Source organism: Roseibium sp. (genome assembly GCF_051016195.1).
Lineage (GTDB): Bacteria > Pseudomonadota > Alphaproteobacteria > Rhizobiales > Stappiaceae > Roseibium.
This window is the reverse complement of sequence record NZ_CP134616.1, coordinates 4,107,281-4,133,677: the sequence shown is the minus strand read 5'-3', so window position 1 is coordinate 4,133,677 and position 26,397 is coordinate 4,107,281. Positions and strand designations below refer to the sequence as shown.

General features: G+C 59.2%; 27 protein-coding genes. 11 read left to right on the top strand and 16 right to left on the bottom strand.

Translation table 11 applies throughout. The features are described 5' to 3' along the window. Positions 1–114 precede the first annotated feature (114 nt). Complete coding sequence (locus tag RDA78_RS18820) at positions 115–957, top strand: hypothetical protein (protein WP_434051351.1); 843 nt, start codon at positions 115–117, stop codon at positions 955–957. Between the two features lie 150 nt (positions 958–1,107). Here RDA78_RS18820 and RDA78_RS18815 read toward each other — a convergent pair whose 3' ends face one another. From RDA78_RS18815 to RDA78_RS18805, 3 genes are all read right to left on the bottom strand, one after another. Next, positions 1,108–1,662, bottom strand: a complete 555-nt coding sequence (locus tag RDA78_RS18815) for a GNAT family N-acetyltransferase (protein WP_434051350.1) — start codon at positions 1,660–1,662, stop codon at positions 1,108–1,110. 11 nt (positions 1,663–1,673) lie between these two features. Next, positions 1,674–2,804 carry a type III PLP-dependent enzyme gene (locus tag RDA78_RS18810; protein ID WP_434051349.1) on the bottom strand — a complete coding sequence of 377 codons (1,131 nt, stop codon included), beginning with the start codon at positions 2,802–2,804 and terminating at the stop codon, positions 1,674–1,676. 553 nt (positions 2,805–3,357) lie between these two features. Next, a complete protein-coding gene (locus RDA78_RS18805; RefSeq protein ID WP_434051348.1) occupies positions 3,358–4,248 on the bottom strand; it encodes a LysR family transcriptional regulator in 891 nt (296 codons plus the stop codon). Between the two features lie 97 nt (positions 4,249–4,345). Here RDA78_RS18805 and RDA78_RS18800 point away from each other — a divergent pair, with 97 nt between their 5' ends. The 5 genes from RDA78_RS18800 (at position 4,346) to RDA78_RS18780 (ending at position 7,409) form a co-directional block, all read left to right on the top strand. Continuing rightward, a complete protein-coding gene (locus tag RDA78_RS18800; protein WP_434051347.1) occupies positions 4,346–4,636 on the top strand; it encodes a putative quinol monooxygenase in 291 nt (96 codons plus the stop codon). A 71-nt stretch (positions 4,637–4,707) separates the two neighbouring features. Beyond that, the gene (locus RDA78_RS18795) at positions 4,708–5,718 is read left to right on the top strand and encodes a zinc-binding alcohol dehydrogenase family protein (protein WP_434051346.1); all 1,011 of its coding nucleotides are present in this window, start codon (positions 4,708–4,710) and stop codon (positions 5,716–5,718) included. A gap of 72 nt (positions 5,719–5,790) precedes the next feature. After that, positions 5,791–6,342 carry a thioredoxin family protein gene (locus RDA78_RS18790; RefSeq protein WP_434051345.1) on the top strand — a complete coding sequence of 184 codons (552 nt, stop codon included), beginning with the start codon at positions 5,791–5,793 and terminating at the stop codon, positions 6,340–6,342. 14 nt (positions 6,343–6,356) lie between these two features. After that, entirely contained in the window at positions 6,357–6,737 is a 381-nt protein-coding gene (locus tag RDA78_RS18785) for a VOC family protein (RefSeq protein ID WP_434051344.1), read from the top strand. Positions 6,738–6,821: 84 nt separating this feature from the next. After that, complete coding sequence (locus RDA78_RS18780) at positions 6,822–7,409, top strand: YceI family protein (RefSeq protein WP_434051343.1); 588 nt, start codon at positions 6,822–6,824, stop codon at positions 7,407–7,409. A gap of 7 nt (positions 7,410–7,416) precedes the next feature. Here the strand turns inward: RDA78_RS18780 and RDA78_RS18775 are convergent, their stop codons facing one another. After that, a complete protein-coding gene (locus RDA78_RS18775; protein WP_434051342.1) occupies positions 7,417–8,415 on the bottom strand; it encodes a hypothetical protein in 999 nt (332 codons plus the stop codon). Between the two features lie 157 nt (positions 8,416–8,572). After that, entirely contained in the window at positions 8,573–9,544 is a 972-nt protein-coding gene (locus RDA78_RS18770; protein ID WP_434051341.1) for an EF-hand domain-containing protein, read from the bottom strand. Between the two features lie 225 nt (positions 9,545–9,769). Between RDA78_RS18770 and RDA78_RS18765 the strand changes: the two genes are divergently transcribed. Together RDA78_RS18765 and RDA78_RS18760 are read left to right on the top strand one after the other, a co-directional pair. Then, the gene (locus RDA78_RS18765) at positions 9,770–10,525 is read left to right on the top strand and encodes a response regulator (RefSeq protein WP_434051340.1); all 756 of its coding nucleotides are present in this window, start codon (positions 9,770–9,772) and stop codon (positions 10,523–10,525) included. Further along, positions 10,522–11,964, top strand: coding sequence for an ATP-binding protein (locus RDA78_RS18760; protein ID WP_434051339.1), 1,443 nt, complete (start codon positions 10,522–10,524; stop codon positions 11,962–11,964). Before RDA78_RS18765 ends, RDA78_RS18760 begins: the two co-directional genes overlap by 4 nt. Before the next feature lie 4 nt (positions 11,965–11,968). Here RDA78_RS18760 and RDA78_RS18755 read toward each other — a convergent pair whose 3' ends face one another. The 5 genes from RDA78_RS18755 to RDA78_RS18735 form a co-directional block, all read right to left on the bottom strand. Beyond that, positions 11,969–13,168: an alpha/beta fold hydrolase gene (locus tag RDA78_RS18755; protein ID WP_434051338.1), complete on the bottom strand. Its 1,200-nt coding sequence runs from the start codon at positions 13,166–13,168 to the stop codon at positions 11,969–11,971. 393 nt (positions 13,169–13,561) lie between these two features. Beyond that, positions 13,562–13,969: a (R)-mandelonitrile lyase gene (locus tag RDA78_RS18750; RefSeq protein WP_434051337.1), complete on the bottom strand. Its 408-nt coding sequence runs from the start codon at positions 13,967–13,969 to the stop codon at positions 13,562–13,564. Between the two features lie 16 nt (positions 13,970–13,985). Beyond that, positions 13,986–14,897 (bottom strand): DMT family transporter, encoded by a 912-nt coding sequence (locus RDA78_RS18745; protein ID WP_434051336.1) that lies wholly within the window; start codon positions 14,895–14,897, stop codon positions 13,986–13,988. Between the two features lie 10 nt (positions 14,898–14,907). Further along, positions 14,908–15,252 (bottom strand): antibiotic biosynthesis monooxygenase family protein, encoded by a 345-nt coding sequence (locus RDA78_RS18740; RefSeq protein WP_434051335.1) that lies wholly within the window; start codon positions 15,250–15,252, stop codon positions 14,908–14,910. Beyond that, complete coding sequence (locus tag RDA78_RS18735) at positions 15,249–15,581, bottom strand: NIPSNAP family protein (RefSeq protein ID WP_434051334.1); 333 nt, start codon at positions 15,579–15,581, stop codon at positions 15,249–15,251. Before RDA78_RS18735 ends, RDA78_RS18740 begins: the two co-directional genes overlap by 4 nt. Positions 15,582–15,660: 79 nt before the next feature. Here RDA78_RS18735 and RDA78_RS18730 point away from each other — a divergent pair, with 79 nt between their 5' ends. Then, the gene (locus RDA78_RS18730) at positions 15,661–16,365 is read left to right on the top strand and encodes an ArsR/SmtB family transcription factor (RefSeq protein ID WP_434051333.1); all 705 of its coding nucleotides are present in this window, start codon (positions 15,661–15,663) and stop codon (positions 16,363–16,365) included. A 105-nt stretch (positions 16,366–16,470) separates the two neighbouring features. Continuing rightward, entirely contained in the window at positions 16,471–17,112 is a 642-nt protein-coding gene (locus tag RDA78_RS18725) for a LysE family translocator (protein WP_434051332.1), read from the top strand. Between the two features lie 131 nt (positions 17,113–17,243). Here RDA78_RS18725 and RDA78_RS18720 read toward each other — a convergent pair whose 3' ends face one another. From RDA78_RS18720 to RDA78_RS18705, 4 genes are all read right to left on the bottom strand, one after another. Next, positions 17,244–17,387 carry a hypothetical protein gene (locus tag RDA78_RS18720; RefSeq protein WP_434051331.1) on the bottom strand — a complete coding sequence of 48 codons (144 nt, stop codon included), beginning with the start codon at positions 17,385–17,387 and terminating at the stop codon, positions 17,244–17,246. Between the two features lie 213 nt (positions 17,388–17,600). Continuing rightward, positions 17,601–21,329: a methionine synthase gene (metH, locus tag RDA78_RS18715; RefSeq protein ID WP_434051330.1), complete on the bottom strand. Its 3,729-nt coding sequence runs from the start codon at positions 21,327–21,329 to the stop codon at positions 17,601–17,603. A gap of 168 nt (positions 21,330–21,497) precedes the next feature. Next, a complete protein-coding gene (gene metF / locus RDA78_RS18710; RefSeq protein WP_434051329.1) occupies positions 21,498–22,409 on the bottom strand; it encodes a methylenetetrahydrofolate reductase [NAD(P)H] in 912 nt (303 codons plus the stop codon). Between the two features lies 1 nt (position 22,410). Continuing rightward, the gene (locus RDA78_RS18705) at positions 22,411–23,421 is read right to left on the bottom strand and encodes an ArsR/SmtB family transcription factor (protein WP_434051328.1); all 1,011 of its coding nucleotides are present in this window, start codon (positions 23,419–23,421) and stop codon (positions 22,411–22,413) included. Positions 23,422–23,706: 285 nt separating this feature from the next. Between RDA78_RS18705 and RDA78_RS18700 the strand changes: the two genes are divergently transcribed. Then, complete coding sequence (locus tag RDA78_RS18700; RefSeq protein WP_434051327.1) at positions 23,707–24,345, top strand: VOC family protein; 639 nt, start codon at positions 23,707–23,709, stop codon at positions 24,343–24,345. 38 nt (positions 24,346–24,383) lie between these two features. Here the strand turns inward: RDA78_RS18700 and RDA78_RS18695 are convergent, their stop codons facing one another. Further along, positions 24,384–25,247 carry a hypothetical protein gene (locus RDA78_RS18695; RefSeq protein ID WP_434051326.1) on the bottom strand — a complete coding sequence of 288 codons (864 nt, stop codon included), beginning with the start codon at positions 25,245–25,247 and terminating at the stop codon, positions 24,384–24,386. Between the two features lie 23 nt (positions 25,248–25,270). Beyond that, positions 25,271–26,278, bottom strand: a complete 1,008-nt coding sequence (locus tag RDA78_RS18690; RefSeq protein ID WP_434051325.1) for a hypothetical protein — start codon at positions 26,276–26,278, stop codon at positions 25,271–25,273. Positions 26,279–26,397: the final 119 nt, after the last annotated feature.

Sequence of the window (26,397 nt, the reverse complement as noted above, 5' to 3'; positions counted from 1 at the left end):
GGATACGCGCTGGAAGCAACTGAGGCTTTGGGGGCCGCTTTCCGTGCCGGTGTTTTGCGAGGTGCAGCAGGTTTCGAAGCTGTGGTCCTTGGGGCCGCCTTCCGTGCGGCAGGCTTGGCAACTGCCGGTTTTGCTGCCGCGCTCTTTGGTGCAGCCTTGCTTGCAGCCGGTTTCGAAGCGGCACTTTTCGGAACGGCTTTGGCTGCAGCTGGTTTTGCCGTTGCACTCTTCGGAGCGGTCTTGGTTGCGGCCGGTTTTGCTGTTGCTCTCTTCGGTGCGGTCTTGGTTGCGGCCGGTTTTGCCGCTGCGCTCTTCGGAGCGGCTTTGGCTGCGGCCGGTTTCGCGGCTGAGCTCTTCGGAGCGGTTTTGCTTGTGGCCGGTTTTGCCGCTGCATTCTTCGGAGCGGTCTTTGATGCTGCCGGTTTCGCCGCTGCGCTCTTCGGAGCGGCCTTGGCTGTTGCCGGTTTCGCAGCTGCGCTCTTCGGAGCGGCCTTGGCTGCGGCCGGTTTCGCAGCTGCGCTCTTCGGAGCGGCCTTGGCTGCGGCCGGTTTCGCAGCTGCGCTTTTCGGTGCAACCTTGGTCGCTGCGGGCTTTGCCGTTGTGCTCTTTGATGCGGCCTTGCTTGCGGCGGGTTTTGCCGCTGCGCTCTTCGGAGCGGCCTTGGCGGCTGCCGGTTTCGCTGCCGCGTTCTTCGGAGCGGCCTTGGCGGCTGCCGGTTTCGCTGCCGCGTTCTTCGGAGCGGTTTTGCTTGCTGCCGGTTTTGCTGCCGTACCTTTCGCTGTCGCTGCAGAAGGCTTGGAAGGAGCTTGCTTGGATGTCGCTCCTTTGGCACGGGTTGTCTTGGAAGATGAGGCTCTCGATCCTGAAGATTTCGTTGCCGCTGGTTTGCGTGCTGCCCGCGCGCTGGACGCGGCCTTTTTCGGCGTGTTGCCGCTGGATTCATCGGTCAAGTTCTGAACTCCAATTGTTCCCGGCTCTGCTTGTATCCAAGGGTTCAGCCGTCTCCATCCCCAAAATGGAAGCGCACTTATTGCGCTTTGGTTAACCTCTGACGGGTTTTCGGCCGGATTTCAAGACCAGACTGCCTATTTTCCGAACGAAGCGACCTCAACGACGGGTCAACGTAACGTCATGAGCGCCCTTGCCTGCTGCGGCCGGCATCATCAAACCGGCATCTTCGGAGGGTTTCAGCATTCCATCGAGCGAAGAAATCTGTTCGGGCAATAGATCGAGTCCGAGAAACCGGCAACGCTCGAACGGTCCGGGTAAAGACACGGCATCGAGTTTGCCTGACGCGAAACCGAACCGTGCGTAATACGACAAGTCCCCGACAAGCACCACGGAACCGTGGCCATGCATGGCAGCTTGGTTGAGTGCGTGACGCATCAATCGGTCGCCGAGACCCGCCCCTCTGCAGCAAGGGGCGACGGCAAGCGGACCGAGAAGCAGGCACGCCCGGCCGCACGCATCCTTCACCGGCCAGAGCCGCACCGTTCCCGCGACATTGCCCTGCTCATCAAGCGCCACGAAAGCGAACACCGGCAGTCGGCCCGCGCGCAACTGCTCGCAGGTCTTCAGGCGGCGGTCTTCCCTAAAACTCTGGTCAAGCAGAGCCTCGCGGGCGCTGAAATGCTCCAGCGCCTCGTCCCGGATCATGATCATGGCGGCCGGCCCTAAATGACGTGGGAGGCGAGCGGTGCAAAACCGTTGAAACCCACGGACGAATAGGTGGTCGTGTAGGCGCCGCAGGCTTCGATCAGAACCTTGTCTCCGATGGACAGGCTAACCGGCAGTTCGTAAGGCGTCTTCTCGTAAAGAACATCAACGCTGTCGCAGGTCGGCCCGGCCAGGACACAAGGTGTTGTTCTGTCACCGTCACGTGGGGTGCGGATCGGGTAGCGGATCGCTTCATCCATGGTTTCGGCAAGACCATGAAATTTGCCGATGTCGAGATAGACCCAGCGAATTTCTTCCTGTGCGGATTTCTTGGAAATCAGAACCACTTCGGCCTCGATCATGCCGGCGTTGCCGACCATGCCGCGGCCCGGCTCGATGATTGTGGAGGGAAGACGATTGCCGAAATGCTTCGAAAGGGCCTGGAAAATCGCCTCGCCATAGCGCGGTACGCCCGGCACGTCCTTCAGGTAGCGGGTCGGGAAACCGCCACCCATATTGACCATCTTCAGCTCGATACCGCGCAGCGCCATTTCCCGGAAGACGCCTGCCGCCATGGCGAGAGCGAAATCCCAGGCTTCGAGATTGGCCTGCTGGGAGCCGACGTGGAAAGAGACGCCATAGGCCTCAAGGCCGAGCCGGTGGGCATGTTCCAGGACGTCAGGTGCCATGTCGGGGTCGCATCCGAATTTCCGGGAGAGCGGCCATTCGGCGCCGACACCGTCGCACAGGACCCGGCAGAAGACTTTCGAGCCGGGAGCGACACGGCCGATTTTTTCGACTTCTTCGATACAGTCGACCGCAAAGAGCCGGACGCCAAGGTCAAAGGCACGCGCAATGTCCCTCTCCTTCTTGATGGTGTTGCCGTAGGAAATCCGGTCCGGCGCGGCACCGGTTGCGAGCACCATTTCAATCTCACCGACCGATGCGCAGTCAAAGCACGAGCCGAGACTTTCCAGCAGCGAAAGGACTTCCGGTGCGGGATTGGCTTTCACGGCGTAATAGACGGATGTGTCCGGCAGGGATCTGGCAAAGGCCTGGAAATTGTCGCGGACGATGTCGAGGTCGACAACAACGCAGGGTCCGTCGTCGTCGCGTCGTCGCAGGAAGTCACGGATGCGCTCGCTCATGGGGATCACCCTTTTCAAATCTGGCTGCAAACGCGCGAATTCCGGTTGGCGCGCCACAGTTCTCGTCGCAGGGTGCTGCAATACGCACCGGGCCTCCCCCGGGATGGAACCGGAGGCCGGGTTGACTGCAGCGACGGTTGGGCGATTGCAGCATCATTGATGCGCACAAACGCTTTCCCGCGTCGGGAATGCCGTTGATTGGATCGGAGATACCGAGCCGCACGTCGGGCAAGGATGTAACAAGTGCCTCTTCAGTGACGCCGGAGGTTGGATACCCCGGCAGAGACCAAAAAAGCCCTCTTACGTCGTTGCTTTAAGTCATCCGGATCTGCTGCCCGCCCCTTGGCGGTTTTTGTGGCAGCGGCCCCTTAAGAGATGTTTTTCGAAACACCCCATGAACGACCTCGGGCACGTGCGAATTTGGGCAGGCGTTATATGCGCTTGTTTGGCGCACCGCGCAAGCGGAAACTGAAGGCTGACGCAGATTTTTTGAGATTGATTTAAACGGGCCTGAAAACAGAAGCACAGGTGTGAGAACAGGCTCGTTGTGCACTCAATGAAGAGCCCTGATCGTCTTGATGAGGTGGTCTGCAAAGGCACGGACCCGGCGGGGCTGCGCGCGGCCTGGCGGAAACAGGATCTGCAAGGGTGAATTCGGCGGCTCATGGTCAGGTAAAAGCGCGATCAAGCGCTCCTCGCGGATGTCATCAGCTGAATCGAATTCCGACTTCAGCGCAATCCCGCGTCCTTCCAGCGCCCATTCGCGCACAAGGGCACCGTCATTGGCAATGAGGTTTCCGGAAACGGTGACGATATGCTTCACGCCGCCCTGCACGAACTCCCATGTGTTGTCGATATTCTGTCCGAACCGCATCAACAGGCAATTGTGGTCTTTCAGGTCCGCCGGCACTTCCGGCGCGCGATGTCTTTGAAGATACCCGGGCGACGCACACAGGATGCGCTTGCGCGAGCCGACGTGTTTGACCCTGAGGGAACTGTCGCTGATTGAGCCGAAACGAACCGCGAGATCAATGCCAAGACCGACGATATCGACGTAGCCATCGGAAAGATGCAGATCGACCGAAATCAGGGGATGTTCGGCCTGAAATCCTGCAATCGCCCAGGAAACGACATGACGTCCCAGGTCTTCGGGTGCGCTCACCCGGATGAGCCCGGAAAGCGTGGTCGCGCCGGTCCGAATCCGGCTGTCGAGTTCCTCGACTTCACTGAGCACGGTACGCGCACCTTCGAAGAGCGCGCGGCCCTCTTCCGTGAGACTGATGGACCGTGTCGTGCGGTTGAGCAGAACGACCTCATAGTGCGCTTCCAGCGCTGCCAGTCTCTCCGACACCGTTGTCGGTGACAGTCCGGCCTCGCGTGCCGCCGCGGCCAGGCTTCCTTTTTCCACGATCAGCAGGAACAGGGAAATGTTGTCTATGAGCATTATACGGATTTCCCGGATTGTATCTGCGCACTCTGCCTGTTTATCCGATCAGGTCAAGGAATTAGGTTGGGGGAACACACCAAACGGAGACACTGACATGACCCAACTCACCATCGTCGCCAATATCAAGGCCAACCCGGACAAGATCGACCTCGTAAAAGCCGAACTGCTCAAGCTGATTGAGACAACCCGCAGCGAAAACGGCTGCATCAACTACGACCTGCACCAGGACAACGAAAACCCGGCGCATTTCATGTTCTATGAAAACTGGGAGAGCCGCGAACTCTGGCAGATCCACATGAATGCACCACATCTGGCCGCTTACATGACGGCCACCGAAGGCGCAGTTGCAGAGTTCACGCTGAACGAAATGACGGTGATCGGCTGATCCGGCGCTGCGCTCCAGTCCGCTCAACCGGAAAACCGACTACTCCCTTGAATCACTTTGAGAACAAGACAATGAAAGCCGTTGCACTGACTCGCTATTTGCCGATCGAAAACCCGGAGAGTTTCGTGGATGTCGATCTTCCGAAACCGGAGCCCGAAGGACGCGACCTGCTGGTCGCGGTCAGGGCTGTTTCCGTCAACCCGGTCGACACCAAGATACGTGCCCCCAAGGACACCGTGGAAGAGACGCCACGTGTTCTTGGATGGGACGCGGCCGGCATTGTCGAAGCGGTCGGCCCGGACGTGACGCTGTTCAAACCCGGAGACCAGGTCTATTACGCCGGTGATATCACCCGTGCCGGCTCGAACTCCGAATACCAGCTCATCGACGAGCGGATCGTCGGTGCGAAACCGAAAACGCTCGGCTTTGCCGAGGCTGCCGCGTTGCCGCTGACAACCCTGACGGCCTACGAATCCTTTTTTGACCGTCTCGGTATCGATCGCGACGGCGGCAATTCGGGCGAAAGCATCCTGATCATCGGCGCGGGCGGCGGTGTCGGGTCGATCGGCATCCAGCTCGCCAAAGCCGCCGGGCTGAAAATCATTGCCACCGCATCACGCCCCGAGACGTCCGCATGGGTAAGGGAACTGGGAGCGGATCACGTGGTCAACCACCGGGAAGACATGGTTGCGCAGGTCCGTGCCCTCGGCCTTGAGACTGTCGACCACATCGCCATCTTCAACGACATGCGCCACTGGGAAACGGCCGTGGAACTGATCCGGCCGCAGGGAGCTATCGTCACCATCGACGACACCAACCTGCCGATGCCGATGGACAAGATGAAAATGAAGGCGGCCAGCCTTCATTGGGAGTTCATGTTCGCGCGCGCCATGTTCCAGACACCCGACATGATCGAGCAGCACAAACTGCTGACCTATGTCGCAGGCGAGATCGACGCAGGCCGGATCCGCACGACGCTTGATACGGTTCTCTCCCCGATCAATGCGGAAAACATGCGCAAGGCGCATGCACTCATTGAAACGGGAACCGCAAAGGGCAAGATAGTGCTTGAAGGATACTGAGGATCGGGTGCAGCCGGGCGACCGGCTTGCACCTTTCCATCAAGCGCCTGCCACCAGAACAGGAACATTCACATGGCCGCACTGCAACCGCCCGTCTGCGATTTCGATTGGCAGGCCCCCGATTTTACACTGATGGGCACCGATGGCAGGCATCACAGCCTGAGCGACGTGGCCGGCGAGAATGGCACGCTGGTCATGTTCATCTGCAACCACTGCCCCTTCGTGCTGGCGATACTCGACAAGATCGTTCGCGACGCGCACGAATTGACAGAACACGGCATCGGCGTTGCGGCCATCTGCTCCAACGACCCGGTCTCCTACCCGGCGGACAGCTACGAGAACATGCAACGGATAGCTGAAAGACACGCGTTCCCGTTTCGCTATCTGCACGATGCCGATCAGGCAGTCGCAATGACCTATGATGCGGTGTGCACCCCGGATTTCTTTGGTTTCAACAAGGACCTTGGCCTGCAATATCGCGGCAGGCTCGATGCAACGCGTATGGGTTCTTCGTCTACGGACTTGCGCCGCGATCTCTTTGAGGCCATGAAACAGATAGCTGAAACCGGTCGCGGCCCTGAAGATCAGATTCCCTCGATCGGCTGCTCAATCAAGTGGAAATAGAATCGGGCTCAAAGATGCAGATCCACCAACTCAATCACGTCAACCTGCGCACGACGCAGCTTGATACCATGATTTCCTGGTACGAGGACGTCCTGGGCCTTGCCTCCGGTCCCCGGCCGGACTTCCCGTTTCCGGGCGCCTGGCTTTACGCCGGAGACACGGCCTATGTGCATCTTGTTGGGCTGGATGGAGACGCCGGCACGGGATCGGAAGTGGAATTGAAACTGGAACACTTCGCCTTTTCCGCGACCGGGTCGGAGGAATTTGAAGACAGGCTGCGCCAGCGCGGCGAAAACTACCGAAAGTCAGAAATCGCAGCGCTCAACCTTGTTGCGATCAATGTCTGGGACCCGGACGGCAATCACATTCACGTTGATTTTAGAACCAACGATTGATCACCCTGTGAAACACTGTTGCTTCCTGGAAGGACCGCGCTAGCTACAAATCGGTCTTTTGAACCAGCTGGACGGAGGCCGGACATGATCCGAACCCTTGCAGGCACTGCTGCCCTTGCGCTCGTCGCCACACACGCCGCTGCCGAGCCGCACCGGTACGAACTCGACCCGACCCATACGACCATCGCGTTCATGGTGGACCATATCGGCTATGCCGACACGCTGGGTGTGTTTCTCGAGTTCGAAGGCGGTTTCACCTACGACATGGACACGCAGGAACTGTCAGATCTTGAGATCACGGTAAAGACCGCCAGCGTGGAATCCTTCAACGAAGCCCGGGACAACCATGTCCGCAACAAGGATTTCCTGGACGTTGAACAGTTCCCCGTGATGACGTTCACAGCCGAAGCCGGAACGCCAGCAAGCGACACGACCGGAACCGTTACGGGCAATCTGACTCTGCTGGGCAAAACGCAGCCGCTGACACTCGATGTCACGCTGAAAAAGGCTGCCGACTATCCGTTCGCACACAAGCGCTTCACGCTTGGAATCAGCGCCAGAGGCACCGTCCAGCGCAGTGCCTACGGCATGAATTACGCGGTCGACAACGGTTTTGTCGGCGACGATGTTCAGTTGATCATCGAGACAGAGGCCATGCGCGTCGACGGCTGACCAGAATTCAGACGGCCTTGTCCATGAGCGGCCGCAGGGCCGGATGAATGTTCGGGCTTTCCTCGCGGATGAACCGCAGCAGGGCCTTTTCGTTCTCGTGAAGAACACCGTCGCGCCCGATGCGCTCAACCAGCCAGGACGCCTCGCCTTCGCTCACGGTCTCATTCGCGGCGATTTCAGCTTCCATGGAAGCCCCCCTTGCCGCGAACGGATCGTTGACCGCATAAGAATCGCGGATACCGCTGACGCCGCCACTGATCATCTTGCGAAAGAAGCCGCCAAGTCCGCGCTCATAGCCGCCAGGCTGGTTCAACCAGTCCTCTCGGGCAAGTGCAACATCGCGCGATGGCGGCGTGAACCCGGACATGGCCATCAGGTGATTGGCAACCGCCTTGGAGAAAAGTTCCGACCAGGCAGGCGCGTTTTCAGATTCGATGGTGGCATCGTTCAGATCGAACAGCAGCTCCGCCTCGGCCTTTGAAATCGCAACGCCGCCGCAGCCTGCTCCGGCATAAAGAACCCGCCGCAGTATCTCCACTTCACCGTCCGAAATGACACCGGGCTGCAGATCATTGCCTGCCCGCGTCGCGCCTTTTCCGGAAATGACGGATGTGCTGACCGTCCTGAGGGCGAACTGCTCCAGGCTCTCAGGGGCTTCGCGGGCCTTCTCGAGCACGTGCAGCACCGCATCGAGTTCGGTTCGGCTGCAAACGTGGCCATCCGCCTCTATTTGGCCGATCAGCCATGCCGCGTTTTCATTCGAAACATAACCTTCCGGCCTCGCCTGATTGACCAGGATGTCGGCAATGGCCTCGGGAAAAAGCTCGTACCACGTGCCCGCATAGGTCAGCTCCGCATCATTCAACCGGAACAGGGCGGCCCCTTCATCCAGGGAGACGGCCATGTCGCCGTAAATGAAACGGCGCAGAGTGATGACATCATCCTCATTCACCTGTCCCGAGGCGATCTTTGCGGTGACAAATTCATTCAAATCAGGCTTGGCCATGGTTTCCCCCTTGGAGACTCTGACAGGCACTTTCTCGCGAAAACCTTGATATTCCGGTAACAAAAAAGGGAGCCACAAAGGTGGCTCCCTTATCGTCTTCCCGCACTTGGGGGCATTTAAACGCGGGAAGACAGATCGGTTTCAATCGGCGGAGAAATCAGCTGCGGTGCTTCTTGCCCTTGCCGCCTTTCTTGCCGCCCTTGAAGTCGGCCTTGGTAATCACGCCATCCTTGTTCCGGTCGGCACGTTTCATCAGATTGTCGAGGCGCTTGCCGGCTTCTTCCTGGGTGATGCCGAGACTGCCGTCTTCATCGGCACGCTGGAACATGTCGACAATCCGGTTTTCGTTCACCGCAAGCCACAGCGGACCGAAGTCCTCCAGCGTGAAAGAACCGCTGGAATTCGTGTCGGCCAGCGCGAACAGTTCGGCGCGCCGTGCATCGAAGTCTTCCCGGGTCACGGAACCGCTGCCGTCGGTGTCGAACAGCGCCATGAACATGCGGCCATGACCGCCGCGGCCACGTCGCTCGCCGCGCTCACCGCGTCCACCACGTTCAGCGCGTTCAGCGCGCTGCTGGCGTTCGCCGTTTTCCGCAGCTGCCTGGTTGCGCTGGCCGCGAACACGCTCAACGGTTCCGTTGCCGTCACGGTCGAGCCGGTTGAACATCCGGTTCGCTACAACATCGATCTCTTCCTGCGTCACGGTGCCATCACCGTCGCTGTCCAGGAACTGGAATGCGCGGACCATCCGGTCACTTGAGCGATCACGAAACTGGGCCTTGAATTCCTCCAGGCTGATCTCGCCGTTTCCGTCGGCATCCGCAGTGGTGAAATCACTTGCCCTGACTTCTGCAATTTCGGCTTCAGTGATCACGCCGTCCTTGTTCACGTCAAAACGTTCGAACAGGTGCTCGGCGCGCTGCTTGTGGCCGCCGCGGCCATGCCCGCGGCCCCATTTGCCGCGTTCACCCTTGTGCGCGACCTGCTCGCCCTGCACCTGCTGTATCTGTTGGCCCCCGTTCCCTGCAGCATCGCCACTTTGTGCGAATGCGGGCAGGCCGGCCGTCAGCGCGGTTCCCGCGACACTCGCAGCCAAAGCGGTGATTGCAATTTTCTTGAACGGTTTCATTCAAACAACTCCTTGGTTCGTCGATGAACACAAGGTAGGAGGCGTTTGTCGCAGAAATACCCGCTGCAATGACCATAAGTGTCGCCATGTGTCCCCATACGGCCCGGCGACACACTTTGTTACAAGTTCCGCTCGAAAACTGTGCTGCCTGTTATTATTTTTGCAGTAGAAACAGACACCTTGCCGGCCGGGACACAGCTTTTGACGATTTCCGGCACAGGGTACATGGCAACCGCAAGACAGGAGAGACGCGTGAGCGACCCCAGTCCGCATATCCTGGTGGTGGACGATCACCGCGACATTCGAGAAACGCTGGCCCGCTATCTCGTCAAGAACGGATTGCGCGCCACGGCTGCCGAAAACGCCGCCCACGCGCGCAAGGCCCTAAAGGCCGCATCCATAGACCTTGTCGTGCTCGACATCATGATGCCCGGCGAAGACGGCCTGTCCCTGTGCCGCCATCTTGTCGAAACCGGTTCGATGCCCGTTATTCTCCTGACGGCAATGGCCGACGACACCGACCGGGTCATCGGCCTGGAAATCGGCGCAGACGACTATGTGACCAAGCCGTTCAATCCGCGCGAACTGCTTGCAAGAATCAGGGCCGTCCTCCGACGCACGTCCCTCGTTCCCAAGGAGCGTGATCCGATCGAACACGAGATGCTGCACTTCGACGACTGGGCACTCAACGTTTCGAGGCGCGAACTCGCGGATCCGCAAGGAAATACCGTGCCGTTGTCCAGTGGTGAATTCCAGCTGCTCTGCGCCTTTTTGAAGCGTCCAAAAATGGTTCTCAATCGAGACCAGCTTCTGGATCTGACGACGGGAAGAACACCGGGCGTGTTCGATCGGTCGATCGACAACCAGGTTTCACGGCTGCGCCGCAAGATCGAGGCAGACCCAAAGGACCCCAGGATGATCAAAACCGTCTGGGGCGGCGGCTACATGTTTACCGCCGAGGTCAGAGACCAGGTGGAATGAACTTGCCAGTTGCCGTCACCAGAATAATGCATGCGCTGTGGCCGAAGTCCCTGGCCTCTCAGCTGATTCTGCTGCTGCTTGCCGCAATCTTCGCGGCGCAGGCATTGAGCATCCTGATTTTCCATGACGAGCGCCGTATTGCCCTCGTTGCGGCGGCACGAGACAACCTGCTTGCCCGGTCCGTGTCGGTCGCCGAATTGCTGGAAGACACGCCGCCCGGCCTGCAGGATCGCATTCTGGAAGCAAGCAGCAGCCGCTTCGCCGTTTTCTGGCTGGGCGATACCCCCCTTGCGCCGGCCCCCGGGAAATCCGGTTTTGAAAAGCGCCTGCAGGGATACATGTCCAGCCGCCTGCAGCACGGTCAGGCCGTTCATCTCAACATTCTCGCCGACGAAAAGCGGGGCCCCAAGGCCAGAAGGGAAAGGGACGGCACTCAGGACGAGGCAAGCTGGCGGTCCGTGCCCAAGCGGGAGCGCCCCCACAATCTCCGCAAGATCATGAACAAGCCGGAAGACCTGTCGCTGTCCATCCGGATGACCGACGGACGATGGCTGAATGTTGCAACGAGCTACCGCCCGCCCCCGGGTGCCTATATCCCCCTGCTGGTGCAGCTCGGGATCACCTCTGTCCTTACGGTACTCATCATCGGCTTCGCGGTGCGCCGGGTCACGAGACCGCTGAAGACCCTGTCCGCATCCGCTGAAAAGTTCGGCCGCGGCGAGGAATTGGAACCGCTCGATCCGAGCGGTCCGCGGGAAGTCCGGGCACTGACGTCATCCTTCAACGACATGCAGGACAGGCTGACCCGTTTCGTAAAGGACCGCACGCGCATGCTGGCCGCAATCAGCCATGACTTGAGAACGCCGATCACCTCGCTCAGGATCAGGGCCGAATTCATCGACGATGACGAAAACCGCGAGAAGATGATCGAAACGCTGGACGAAATGGCTGCCATGACGGAAGCGACCCTTCGGTTTGCCAAGGATGAAGCCCACGCGGAGGGTGCGGAAGAAACGGATCTCGGGGCCATGCTGGAGAGCCTGGCGGGTGACCAGCAGGATCTCGGACACGTCTGCAGCGTGACGCTCGATCACCCGATCAAGCTGAGCTGCCGGCCCATCGCCCTGAAGCGCGCCTTGCGAAACCTGATCGAGAACGGCATCCGCTACGGCGGCAACGTCGCGATCGATGCAGGAACACAAGACGGCGAAATCACTATCCAGGTATCCGACACTGGCCCCGGCATTCCAGAGGACCGGCTGAACGACGTTTTCGAACCTTTTGTGCGGCTGGAGGAATCCAGGAGCGAGGAAACCGGCGGCATCGGCCTCGGTCTCGCGATCTCGCGCTCCATCATTCATGCGCATGGGGGCACGATCACGCTGCAGAACGGCGAGGACGCAGGGCTTGTGGCCGAGGTGAAGCTGCCGACCCGGTAGGACGCTATGCAGCGGGTTGGTCCCGCTCCAGAAAATCCAGTTGTGCATCAACGATCTGCCGCCAGGCAGGATCGGAGGGCAAATAGACGTGGTTGTTGCTTTCGACCTGAAGAAACTCCGCGCCTGCGATCCCGGAGGCAAGAAGACGGCCCTGCGCGACCGGATGAACGGCATCCGCATTTGCGTGAATGATCAGGGTTGGCACGCCCACCCTTGGCAGAAAACCTGAGACGTCGAACTGGTCGAAGGCGTTTCTGATTGCAGCCGCATTTTCTGCCGAGGTCGAGGCAAGCTGTATCTCGACCATGTTGTCCATCTCCTCTCTTGAGGCTCCAGGACAAAAGACCGTTGTGAATGCCACCATGAACGGACTGTCTGGTTTCCCCCACCCGGAACGGATCAGGGCCATCAGCGCGTTGGCTTCTTCGTTCGCATATTGATGATCACGCCGTGCGCGGCCCTGAACGAACCCTCCGTAGAGAATGAGCCGGCTGACGCGCTCAGGGTAGGTCGCCGCAAATGCGATTGAAATAGGAACACCCTGAGATGCCGCGATAAGCGGAAAGGTTTCCAGGCCTGCCGCGTCGACGACCGCCTTGAGATCGGCGACATAGTTTTCGATCTCCGTCCCCTTCAATGTCGCATCGGACAGTCCGGTTCCCCGCTGATCGTAGCGCACGAGGCTGTAGCGCGAGCTAAGCTCCTGAAGGTAGGGACCCCAGACCGGACTGGTCCAGTCCTTTTCAAGATGGGTCAGAAAGTGCCCGGCCCTCACGACGGCAGGACCTGCGCCCGATCGCGCATAGGCAATCGAGGTACCGTCCTCCGATCGCGCAAAATGAATGGTCTGCATGCGTTTCGCAGCCATGTTGACGTAAGGCTTTTGGATTGCGGCATTTGTGCTGACCGGAGCAACCAGTTCCAGACCCCGGCGCTGCACTGTCCGGATGACCGCCTGTGTCTTGCCGTTGTCGCCAACTGCGGTTCTCGCCGCATTGATCCTGGCGCTGATTGTGGCCTCCGATACGATCCGGCCATTCCACACACGCTCAATGAGCGCGTCTTTCGAAACGAGTTTCCCGGCATTTTCGGCAAGCAGGCACAGCAGTTCGAACACCTGCGGTTCGACCGGAACTGCCACTCCGAGTCGCTGCAGTTGATAGCTTTCCGTATCAAGGACGCAATCTGCAAATTCGTAGCGCACGCAGTCCCCCAGCGGCGATATTCATGCCCTGAAACAGTACTGGAAGTGTAATTCCGGCGCAATTTCCAGAATGAAAATGAAGGAAAACACAAGGCATTCTAAAGGTTCTCTTCAAGCGCCTGCCGTCCTGTTCGCGCATGCTCCATTCATCAGATCACGGAGCAAAACAATGACCGACAATATTACCCGGTACCGCGCACTTGAGAACGGATCGATCGACTTTGCCTATTACGACAATCGCGCCAGAACCCTTCGCAGCGAGGATGTATTCAAGGCTAGCCGGCTGTGCGTGGTCGCACTGAGAACTCTAACCGATCGCCTGATGGCGGTTATCACGGCGGCTTTCAGTGGACCCGCCAGCGTGACGAAGCGTGCCGCTAAGCCGGTCGCACTTCACGCCTTGGCGTACGTCGCCTCGTCCACCGGTTCGAGCCAGTCAGCCACTGCGCCGTCAAGGCCTTCCTGAATGGCAAGATGGACCAGCGCGGTCTGCGGGCCGGCGCCGTGCCAGTGCTTGACCGCTGGCGGAATCCAGATGACGTCTCCGGGAAGGATCGGCAGCTTGTCCTGTCCCCAGAGCTGAACGAAGCCGGCGCCGTCCAGAACCTGAAGCGTCTGTCCGAGCGGGTGCGTATGCCAGTTGGTTCTGGCTCCCGGTTCGAAGGTGACTTTCAGCGCCCTCACCCGCGCCGGTGCCGGAGCTTCGATCACCGGTTCCTGCCAGACCGTGCCGGTGAAATAGTCGGAACTCGCGCGCTTGCTCGGCCGGGATCCGGCCTTATAGACGGTCAAAAAGCTCATCAATCCACCTCGCCCGTTAGGTCGCTTTCTTCTTCGGCTCTGAAGCCCGCCCGCTTCCGGGCCAGTTGATCAGAACAACACCTGAGATGGCAAGGCATATCCCGGCCAGCGTTTCCCCATCCAGTCTTTCCGACAGGAATGCCACGCCGAGCAGAACGCCGACCCCGGCGCGGAGATAGGCCTGACTGGCCGTCCCCATCGCACCCAGCGTGACGAGAAGCCGGAAATAGATCAGGAACGCCAACGCAGTGCAGATTGTCCCGAGAATGATGGCCGAGGTCCAGCCGGTGACGCCTGGCTGCAACGTCCAGGGAGCTTCGGTCAAAAGACTGAGAGGCACAAGAACCGCAGAAGAGCAGATGAGCATGCCCGTGGCCGGAACGATCGGTGGAACGCCCTTGAAAAGCTGGCCACGCAGCGCCGCCACGCCATAAAGCGCAGCGCTCAGGAACACAGCCAGCTGGGGAACGATATTCTGTCCAAGATCCCGCAGCGCTCCGACCCCGATGATCAGGACGACGCCGCCAAAGCCGAGCAGCGCCCCGGCAAGCTGACGCCCGCCAACGGGCTGGGACCGTTTCAGAACGAAGAAGGAGATTGCAAACACCCAGAGCGGCGACGTGGAATTGAGCACGCTGGAAACGGCAGTCCCCGCATATTGCTGGCCCCAGGCAAGAAGCAGCCACGGCCCCGTGCCGTTCAGGAGAGACTGGACAAAGAAGAGCCGCCAGCTGTTCCGGTCCAGGGGCAGCCGGATCCCTCGAAGCGTCATGACCAGCAAAAGGATGGCGGAGGCCAGCGTGACCCGCAGCGCCATCAGGGTTGCCGGCGGGATCGTGTCCAGCGCAAGCCCGATCCACATATAGGAGGAGCCCCACAAGAGCGCGAGGAACCCCAGCAGCGCATAGTCGAATGAGCGGTTTTGCATGAAAGCGAATTCAGCCGTGCAAGGCGCGGCTATCTTCGGGGGCTTCGGCGCGTTCCTCCATGCCGTAGTCCCGCAGCACATGGGCGACACGCAAGCGGTAGTCCCTGAAATAACTCGTCCGGCCGGCCTTCTGGGCCTGCCGGTGTTCGGTCAAACGGCGCCACTCGTTGAGCGCATCCTCATCACGGAAAAAGGAAATGGACAGCAGCTTGTCGGGATCGGTCAGGCTCTGAAACCTTTCAACGGACAGAAACCCGTCGATCTGGTCGACCAGCGGACGCATCCTGGCGGCCATGTCGAGATAGTTCTGTTTCTTGTCGGCATGCGGAACCACCTCGAAAATGACGGCAATCATTCGGACCTCTCCCCTATCCCATGCGGTGCGGAGGCCAGTTTCAGGAAGGTGCGGTCTTCCCGCAAGATGAATTTTTCCTTTTGCGCAAACGCGTAGTTCATTTGTCCGAGAGGATCCGCCGCGAGCCGTTCCCGGTAGGCCTCGTAGGCCGCAAGGCTGTCGATCGAGTAGACACCATAGGCCAGGGTTGTCGAGCCTTCGTGGGGCGCGAAGTAACCGATGAGATTTGCGCCACAGCAGGGAATCGCCTGTCCCCAGTTGCGCGCGTATTCTTCGAATGCCGACCTCTTTGTCGGGTCGATGTGATAGCGGATGAAACATGTGATCATTCCGTCGTCCTTTCAGGTTGGCGAGGCAAGAGCTTTGTGCCATCTTTCCTGACAGCAATGCTTCGACGGAGATCGAACCATGAAAGACGGACCTGACATCGCACGCATCGGCTCCCTTATCGGCGACCCGGCCAGGGCCAACATCCTGGGCGCGCTACTAAGCGGCAAGGCGCTGACTGCCACGGAATTGGCCGGCGAAGCCGGCATCACCGGGCAGACGGCCAGTTCGCATTTGAAAAAACTGGTCGAAGGCGGTCTTCTGGCGCAGGCCAAGCAGGGCCGGCACCGGTATTACCAGCTTGCAGGGCCGGAGGTTGCCTCGGTTCTGGAAGCGGTGATGGGGCTGGCCGCCCGCAAGGGGCACCTGCGCGTGCGCACCGGGCCAAGGGACCCGGCGATGCGGGCGGCACGTGTCTGTTACGATCACCTTGCCGGAGACATGGCAGTGCGCATCTTCGACAGCATGCAAGCGCGCGGATTTCTGCAAGTCACCAATGACAAGGGCGGCCTTGGTCTGACGGATCGCGGCGAGACGTTCATCTGCGATGCCGGGATCAACCTCGCCACCTTGAAATCCACCCGCCGTCCGCTCTGCCGGGCGTGCCTGGACTGGAGCGAAAGACGCAGTCACCTTGCCGGATCTCTCGGCGCTGCGCTGCTGGATCGCTTTCAGCACAACGGCTGGGTGCGCCGTGCCAAGTCAGGGCGCACGGTTCACATTTCGCCGAAGGGGGATGCGGAATTGCGGAAACTGTTTCCTGTTGAGAACCCTGTACAGAGCTGAGGCCGGAACCATCACCCTGTTGCAGTCATGCTTCGACCACGGCCGAAGCATAGGCCCATAGGTTCCCTCTAAGCTGCGGTATCGCAATTCATAGAGGGGCTCCGGATGGAACAGGTTTCAACATATCTGCCTGGAATATTACTCGCCTATTCCGCATTCCTGCTCGGGATCATCAGTCCGGGTCCGAACATCCTTGCGGTCATGGGGACATCCCTGAGTTCAGGACGCAAGGAAGGCGTTGCCCTTGCCTCCGGCGTCGCGTTCGGATCACTCACCTGGGCGACGCTTACCGTGCTCGGACTGTCGGCTGTGCTCGCCACATACGCGTCCGCGCTCACCGCGATCAAGATCGCCGGTGGGTTCTACCTTCTCTGGCTGGCCTACAAATCCTTTAAGGCCGCAAGAGCCGACAATTCCATTGCAGCGGTTGAACCGCAAGGAGAGCGGATCAGCCGATCGGGCTATGCCCTGCGAGGATACGTCATTCAGATGACCAACCCGAAGGCTGCCCTTGCCTGGATCGCAATTGTCTCCCTAGGCATGCAGCAGGAGGCTCCGCTTTGGGTTGGCGCCGTTATCGTCGCCGGCACATTCGCACTGTCGCTGCTCATCCACGTCTTGTATGCCTTCCTTTTTTCCAGCCCCGCCGCGATCCGGACCTACGCAAAAGCGAGACGAACCATACAGACGGTGTTGGGCTGTTTCTTCGCGTTTGCCGGAGCAAAACTGATCTTTAGCCGCACCTGAAACGCTTTCCGGAAGACAAAAAACCCGGCTTTCGCCGGGTTTTTTATAGGTGGGCGGACGCTAGGGGCAAAGCAGCGCCCGATTTCCGAATTTGTCGTTCTTTTTGGGGCCAATTCGGGATTGGCCCGATTTCAGGAGACGCGCACCGGCTCCCGAAACTTCGGTGATGCTTCCCGCCAGGTGCGGTAAAGCCCGTTGGGTAGCCAAGCGAGGCGATCCCGGTTGTAGTCCTGGCGGTGCTTTACCAGGATCGCCCTGGCGACGTGCACAGTCATTTTCTTCTCCTTGAAGGATCCTGTTTTGTTCGAATCCATTTGATGGCTCAAATATTAGCGCACTGTGTGCACATTTCAAGAGCGCACTGTGTGCATAATTCAAGAATCTGAAAATAGAACCGGTAAACCGCTCAATTCGTTCAATAAAAAAGTTCACCCCCTGTGGATGGACCACAGGGGGTGAACGATCTCCAGCTGTTCCTTTGCAGAAACCTACTCAGCGGCAACCATCTGTGCCGGTTCGTAATTGAGAATCGGGGCGAGCCAGCGTTCCGCCAGCGCCACATCCCATCCCTTTCGCGCCGCGTAGTCTTCGACCTGGTCCCTCTCGATCTTGCCGACACCGAAATAGTGACTGTCGGCATGCGCGAAATAGAGACCCGATACGGATGAACCCGGTAGCATCGCCCTGCTTTCGGTCAGTTGAATGCCGGTAAGACGCTCCGCATCGAGAAGACGGAACAGGGTGTCTTTTTCCGTATGATCCGGCTGCGCCGGATAACCTGGAGCCGGACGAATGCCGTGGTACTTCTCCGCGATGATATCGTCGGTGCTGAGAGTTTCGTCGGCAGCATAGCCCCAAAGGTCCTTGCGCACGATCTCGTGCAGCTTCTCGGCAAAGGCTTCCGCGAGCCGGTCTGCGAGCGCCTGTGACAGGATCTTGTTGTAATCGTCGCTTTCGCGGGCATAGCGGGCCGCAAGCTCATCCTCACCATGGCCCGATGTGACCGCAAAACCGCCGACCCAGTCCTCAATACCGCTTTCAAGAGGCGCGACGAAATCGCTGAGCGCAACATTCGCACGCCCTCCGGCGTTGCGTGCCATCTGCTGGCGCAGTGTATGGAAAGTTGCGATTTCTTCGCTGCGGCTTTCGTCAGCATAAAGACGAATGTCGTCGCCAACCGCATTGGCCGGCCACAGACTGGCAACACCACGCGCGGTCAACAGCTTCTTCTCGACAATCTCGTCCAGCATCCGCCGCGCGTCGTCATAAAGCGCTTTCGCAGCCGGACCGTAGCGGTTGTCCGTCAGAACTCCGGGAAACCGTCCCTTGATTTCCCAGGTTGCGAAAAACGGCGTCCAGTCGATCATCGGCACCAGATCTTCGAGCGGAAAATCGTCGAAAACCGTTTGGCCTGGCTCTTTCGGCGCGACCGGCGGCTTGCCGGCAAAATCACTTTGGAACGCGTTTTCGCGTGCCTTCGCAATCGAGGTTCGCTTCTGGTTTCCGCGGCTTGCAGCATGTTTTTCCGCAATGTCGGCATACTCGGTGCGGACATCCGCAAAGTAGGGCTCCCGAGCGCCTTCGCTCATCAGTTTGGTGGCGACGCCGACCGCACGGCCTGCATCGGTCACGTAGATGGCCTGCCCAAGCTCATAATTCGGGTGGATCTTGACCGCGGTATGAATCTTCGAGGTCGTCGCGCCGCCGATCAGAAGCGGCAGGTTCATGTTCTCGCGCTCAAGCTCAGCCGCGACATGGCACATCTCGTCGAGAGACGGGGTGATCAGCCCGCTGAGGCCGATCATGTCAACCTTTTCGGCCTTCGCAGTCTCCAGGATCTTCGCGGCCGGAACCATGACGCCCAGATCCAGCACTTCGAAATTGTTGCACTGAAGCACGACGCCGACAATATTCTTGCCGATGTCATGGACATCGCCCTTCACCGTTGCCATGAGGATCTTGCCCGCGGACGACTGTCCGGTCAGCCCGAGCTCCGCTTTTTCCTTCTCCATGAACGGCATCAGATAAGCGACTGCCTTTTTCATGACACGCGCGGATTTCACCACCTGCGGCAGGAACATCTGGCCGGACCCGAAGAGGTCACCCACCACATTCATGCCGTCCATCAGCGGCCCTTCGATCACGTGGAGCGGACGATCGAACGCCTGGCGGGCCTCTTCTGTGTCTTCAACGACAAAGTCATCGATCCCGTGAACAAGGGCATGTTCCAGGCGTTTTGCGACACCCCAACTGCGCCAGGTCAGATCGGCTTCCCGTTTCTTGCCGCCCTCGCCTTTCCAGCGTTCGGCCGCGTCCAGCATCCGGTCGGTCGCATCGTCGCGGCGGTTGAGCACCACATCTTCACAATGGTCACGCAGGTCGGCGTCAAGATCGTTGTAGACCGCAAGCTGACCGGCGTTGACGATGGCCATGTCCATGCCGCGCTGAATGGCATGATAGAGGAATACGGAGTGCATCGCCTCGCGCACCGCCTCGTTGCCGCGGAACGAGAAGGAAAGGTTCGAAACGCCGCCTGACACATGCGCATGCGGCAGATTCTCGCGTATCCAGCCCGTCGCCTCGATGAAGTCGACACCGTAATTGTTGTGCTCTTCGATGCCGGTTGCCACCGCGAAGATGTTCGGATCGAAAATGATGTCTTCCGGCGGAAAGCCAACCTGTTCCGTCAGCACCTTGTAGGACCGGGCACAGATTTCCGTCTTGCGTGCCTGCGTGTCCGCCTGCCCCGTTTCGTCGAACGCCATCACGACGACGGCCGCACCGTAACGGCGGATCAGGCGAGCCTGTTCTATGAAGGCCTCCTCTCCCTCTTTGAGGGAAATGGAATTGACCACGCCCTTGCCCTGGATGCACTTGAGCCCCGCCTCGATGACGCTCCACTTGGAGCTGTCGATCATGACCGGAACCCGGGCGATGTCCGGTTCGGCGGCGACCAGGTTCAGGAAAGTCACCATGGCTTCTTCGGAATCGAGCAGGCCCTCATCCATGTTCACGTCGATGATCTGCGCGCCGTTCTCGACTTGCTGGCGGGCAACATCCAGCGCGGTCGCATAGTCGCCCTCCTTGATCAGGCGGCGGAACCGCGCGGACCCGGTGACGTTTGTCCGTTCGCCGATGTTGACGAAGTTTGTTTCCTTGGTCAGCACGAACGGCTCCAGGCCGGACAGGCGCATGTGCCGGTCGATCTCCGGGATCACACGGGGCTGCTTGTCCGCGACCGCATCCGCGATGGCTTTGATATGGGCGGGCGTTGTTCCGCAGCAGCCGCCGACGACATTGACGAGACCGGCGGATGCAAACTCCTCGATCAGGCCCGCCATATGCTCCGGGCTCTCGTCATATTCACCGAATTCGTTGGGCAATCCCGCATTCGGATAGGCGCACACAAGCGTGTCGGCAACACGGCCGAGTTCATCGACATGCGCGCGCATCTCCTTGGCGCCCAGCGCGCAGTTGAGACCGACGGTGAGCGGTGCGGCATGGCTAACCGAATTCCAGAAGGCTTCCGGCGTCTGTCCGGACAGCGTGCGGCCGGAAAGATCCGTGATCGTTCCGGAAATCATCACCGGCAGGATCTTGCCGGTTTCCACGAACACTTCGTCGATGGCGAAAAGGGCTGCCTTCGCGTTGAGCGTATCGAAGATCGTCTCCACCAGGAGAATGTCCGCCCCACCCTTGATGAGACCCCGGACTGCATCCGCATAGGATATTCTGAGATCGTCGAACGACACGGCCCGGTATCCGGGATTGTTGACATCAGGTGAAATCGAAGCAGTCCGGTTGGTCGGACCAAGCGCTCCTGCAACGAAGCACTGGCGTGCCGGATCCGACTTCATCACCTGATCGCAAGCTTCACGCGCGAGCCGCGCACTCTCCAGGTTGAGCTCATGGGCGAGCTCTTCCATGCCATAGTCGGCCTGCGCGATCGTCGTCGATGAAAACGTGTTGGTCTCGATGATGTCCGCCCCGGCCTCGAGGTAGTCGATATGGATCTTCCGGATCGCGTCCGGCTGGGTCAGGCTCAGAAGATCATTGTTGCCTTTTACATCGCTCGGCCAGTCTGCGAACCGCTCGCCGCGATAGCCTGCCTCGTCGAGTTTGAGGTCCTGGATTTCGGTCCCCATTGCGCCGTCAAGCACGAGAATACGGGTCTTGGCGAGGTCACGAAGGCGCTCAAAGGCGTCGGACTTGATCACGGGTTCTTCCTTCCGGAGTGTCTAAGTCGAATCGTTTGGACACCTGCTGTTCAGGTGCTTCCTGTTCGTTTGGTGCACGTTGCGGCGGCGCTTCGGGTACGGCTGATAGACCGGCCGAACGGTTACCAGCTTCGCGCTGGCTCCTCGACCCGGCCCGTGCGGCTCCGATCAGGCCGCGATGGTTTCCGGTGCCTGTTGTCCCATGCCCAACATGTGGCAGATCGCGTAGGTCAGGTCGGCCCTGTTCATGGTGTAGAAGTGGAAATCGTTGATGCCACGATCGACGAGATCCATGACCTGTTCACAGGCAATCGACACGCCGACAAGCTTGCGGGTGTCCGGATCGCTGTGCAGCCCTGCGAAGCGGCGCGCGAGCCATTGCGGAATGCTGGTGCCGCACTTGGCGGAGAAGACCATGGTCTGTTCGAAGTTATGGATCGGCAGGATTCCCGGAACGACCGGGATGTTGATCCCGGCAGCCGCGATCCGGTCGAGGTAGTCGTCGAAAAGATCATTGTCGAAGAAATACTGCGTGATGATCCGGTCCGCCCCGGCATCCACCTTGCGCTTCAGGTTGTCGATCTCGCTCTGCCAGCTTCCGCTTTCCGGGTGCTTTTCCGGGTAGCCGGAAACGGAAATGTCGAAATCGGCGATTTTCTTGATGCCGGCAACCAGGTCGGACGCGTAGGGATAGCCGTCTTCGTGCGGCCTGTATCGCGATCCGATCCCTTCCAGCGGGTCGCCGCGAAGCGCAACCAGATGGCGCACACCAAGATCCCAGTAGTCCTGGACGATCTCGTCAACTTCCGTTCGGGACGCGCCGACACATGTCAGGTGCGCGGCCGGCAGCAGGTCCGTTTCATTCAGGATCCGCTCAACGGTCTTGTGTGTCCGCTCACGCGTCGAGCCACCAGCACCGTATGTTACGGAAACAAAGGACGGATTGAGCGTTTCCAGCCGTTTGACGGTACCCCAGAGGGTCTCGGCCATCTTGTCGGACTTCGGCGGAAAGAACTCGAAAGATGCCGTGATCGGCGACAGTGCAGCCTGGTGAGAACGGCGGGCGGAAAAATCAGACATGTCAGGCGACCTCTCGGGACGTGTCGCGCGCGGGCAAATCGGTGACGACGCGTCGATCACGGGCAAGCCAAAGCGTAACGGTAAGGTTGTTTTCGGTATCATCTCCCGGAACAAGGTCCGTGACCTGCTCCAGATCGAGTTCCAGTTCTTCCAGCCAACGCTCCATCTGATCGTGAGCGAAGCCAAGCCGGCGGTGCGCGTGGTTTTCACGCAGAAATTCAAGCGCGTGGGGGGCGAAATCCACGATCAGCAAGCGTCCTCCAGGACGCAGGGCCCGGGTCGCCTCGGTCAGCGCACGTGCAGGCTCATCCAGGAAGTGGAGAACCTGGTGGATCGCGACAACATCAAAGGATCGGGGCGGAACGTTCAAGGCATAGACATCGCCGTGCCGCACTTGCGCGTTCGTCAGATTTGCCCGGGCGAGATTGGCGCGTGCAACTGCGAGCATGTCATGAGATGTGTCAATGCCAAGCGCCGAGGTATACTGATCGGAAAAGACTTCAAGAAGGCGGCCGGTGCCGGTTCCAAGATCGAGAAAGGACTGGAACGGCGCACCGCCGAGTGCAGCGCGCATCGTGGTCTCGACGTCTTCTTCTGAAACATGCAACGACCGCTCCCTGTCCCAGGTGAGAGCGCGCGCGGCGAAGTAGGAGGCAGCTTCGTCGGCCTTTGCCTTGCGGATTGCCTTGAAGCGCTCCTGATCGGCGGCCAGTACCGGATCCTCTTTCGAGATTCTCTCGACCAAACCCCTGGCGAGTTGCCCTTCCGGACCATCTGCAAGCCGGTAATACACCCAGGATCCTTCCGGGAACCTTTGGATAAGGTCGGCCTCGGCAAGAAGTTTCAGATGCCGGGAGATACGCGGCTGGCTTTGCCCCAGGATCGCAGTCGCATCTTTTACGGTCAGCTCGCTTTCGGCGAGCAACGCGATCAGGCGAAGCCGGGTCGCTTCCCCGACAGCACGCACCGCTGCAAGAGTGTCTTCCACGGAAAGGATTGCTTCTTCGGTCATTCGGTCGCCTTGCACCCGCGAGGTATCAATGTCGATATAAAGATATCTTTATATCAATCTGATTTCAGATGCAAGCAAAGGAACCAAATACGACGCGATTTTGTCCGTTTTCGACCAAATGCACGGACTTTCCTCTTCTTTGAGCCCATTTGAGTAACGCAGAACGGATTGCCGACCCGCCCGCAATAGTGAACTATCGCTCTGAAACGTCCCGGCTATTGAATCCCCTTGTGGCCGTCCAGCCCACCATCTGCTCCCCCCGGCCGTCAACGGAGACTTTCCCGCATGCTCAAGCTCGACCACCTCACTGTTATCGCTCCGACCCTGTCCGAAGGGGTGGCACATGTGCAGGCGTGTCTCGATCTGGACGTCCCTTTCGGCACGCGGCATCTCTACATGGGCACCCATAATCACAGGCTGCAGCTTGGCAGGAACGTTTATCTCGAGATCGTCGCGCTCGATCCTGAGGGCGCGGCCCCGCCCCGGGCACGCTGGTTCGGCCTCGATGACCAGAAGAAGGTCAGAGAAGACTGGGACAATGGCCGCCGGCTCCGGGGGTGGGTGGCAAGCAGCAAATCGTTTGACCTTGTCGCTTCAGGAGACCGGCAGATCTTCGGAGACGAAGTCGCGCTTCCGTTTGATGCGCCCTCATTTTCTTTTTCGATTCCCTCAAACGGCAGTCTTGCTCTGAACGGCGCTGCCCCGTCACTGATCAATCATCGGGACGAATCGAGATCAATCGCTCACATTCCCGATCTCGGCGCGGAACTCTTGTCGTTCACGCTGGAACATACCGAACTGGAGATGGTGAATGCGCTCTACGAAAGGCTTTCCATCGATCGCCCGCCTCTTGTGGTCCACGGGCCGCAACTGAAGTATCGAGCGTCCGTTGCAACGCCGTCAGGGCCAAGGGAACTGACCTGACCGGCAGTACCAGACAGTCTCATCTCAGATGGCGTTGTTCATGATCCGGTCTGCGCCAGCATGTGGTCGAACTTGCCATCCTGCACGCAGGCCGGAAGACTTCCGGACGGGATGAGTTCCGTTCCGACAAGTTCGTGTTCGTAAAGCCTCTCAATGTCGCTCGTGTCGACCGTCTGACCGTGTACGACGGACTCCAGTTTGGTTCTGAACGACTCGATCCCTCCCATGGAGGAAAAATGCCATCCGGCATCGGCTATGATCTTCACCGGCCTGTTGATCCCCGAAAGGTTGTTGTTCCGAATTCTCAAAAGCGGCTGAGCCAGAAAACCGGGAACATAGCGCTTTTTCGTCATGCGTGCCTTGGTCCGGCGAAGCTGCTGCGGCGTTGTCAGATACTTCTTTTCGATCATGCGTGACCCGAGCAACCATGTCTTGCCCGGAACGATCCGGTTCAAATGGTGCTTGTGGAGACTTTGGTCGAAGACCAGCAGCCTGCCCCTGTAAAGCCGTTCGCAAAGCACGCGCTCAAGCACGGATGCACGCACGATCTCGTCGACATCCGACAGCAGGACGAGATCGTCCGGGGCGCAGTCTTCCAGACCCTGGGCAATACAGTTGCGCTGATAGTTCTCGCGTTTCCAATCCTCCTCGCGGCGGTTCTTGTAAACCCCGAGCGCAGGTGGCAGTTCATCGGGAAACCTGACCTGCAAGTCGATGATCTTGTCTTTCCAGGCAGAAAACCGCTCCCGGTTCTCGTCAAAGAAAAAGGGTTTGGGAGACCCGCGCTGGGTCTGGTCCGCTTCAACAAGGACGAACCGGTCAACCAGATCTCCCATCTCCCGCAAGCGGATTTCGAGGAGATCGAATTCGTTGTGAAAGACAAAACAGTCGTAGAGCATCATCACCAATGTTGTCCGGCATTTTCCTAAAGGCTCTTCCAGAGCCTGAATTTCGCTCTGAGGAGCTTTTCCTGCACAAATCGCCTTGCTTTGAAGGTCCCCGTCAGATGCAAGTCCTTCGATGCATATCTTCCTGACAAAAATGCATCATCAAACCGTTTCATGACGCCTTGAGGCCGGTAGCACTCGACAGAGCTTCTGGCGAGATCGCTGTCCGGCTGATTGGGAACATAGTCGGTAAGTAGCCGCAAAAGGTCTCGCCTTGTGCGGTAGTTCCATTCCCGTTTCGGGGTGAGGCAGACATGGTTCTGGTCCATGCCCCCTGCCCAGCTGAACACGGGTTTGCCGAAATGAAGAAACTCCACGATGGCAAGCCCGAAGCTCTCACCGATTTTCTTGGCGTTCACACCCGCATCGCAACTGTTGATGAACCGCGACTTCTCGGTCGGACTGATGACGGGCGGCAGGAAAAGGGCTCTTGGATGCGAAAGAAACTTTTCCGTATTGACGAACAGAAAGTGGAGATCGGGGCGCCGTTCGAGTGCTTCGGCAACAGCCGTTTGAGCAAAGGGAATGTTGAACTGGTCGAACCCGCCATAGCGGCCGACCACGAACGCGTCCTCTGCGATGCCAAGTTCCGGGCGCAGGCTTCCCGCGGCCTCCGGCAGATCGACAATATGCGGCACAGCCGGTGCGGCCCCGCCTGTCATCCAGTCGGATAGCCAGTCGGAGACATAGGCATAGACATCTCCGTGGGGTTCGAAATGCCGGAATACCGTATGCACGCCGGTTCGCTCTGCGCTCAGACCCAACGGTTTTGAGCGCCCGTCGCGGATAAAATAGCAGAAGTCCAGTTTGTAGGGTTCGCTGAACAAACGCTGGTCCCGACCGTTCGGCAGCGCGACCAGGTGCAGCGATTTGCGGAATTTCTCGACGACCTGGGGATCGCTGTGGTGTTCGCTGTAAAAGACGATGGCCTCATGCCCCAGGAGTTCCTGGCAACCGCAGGCATAATCGTAGAGCGCAACACTCATTCCGCGCTCGTTTATGGCGCCTGCCTGAAATCCAATCCGCATTCCGGTCCCGCTTCTCAAGTTGCGGGACCGATATCGGATTTAACGGTCAAGGTCCATGGACTTGCGGAACATTCTCA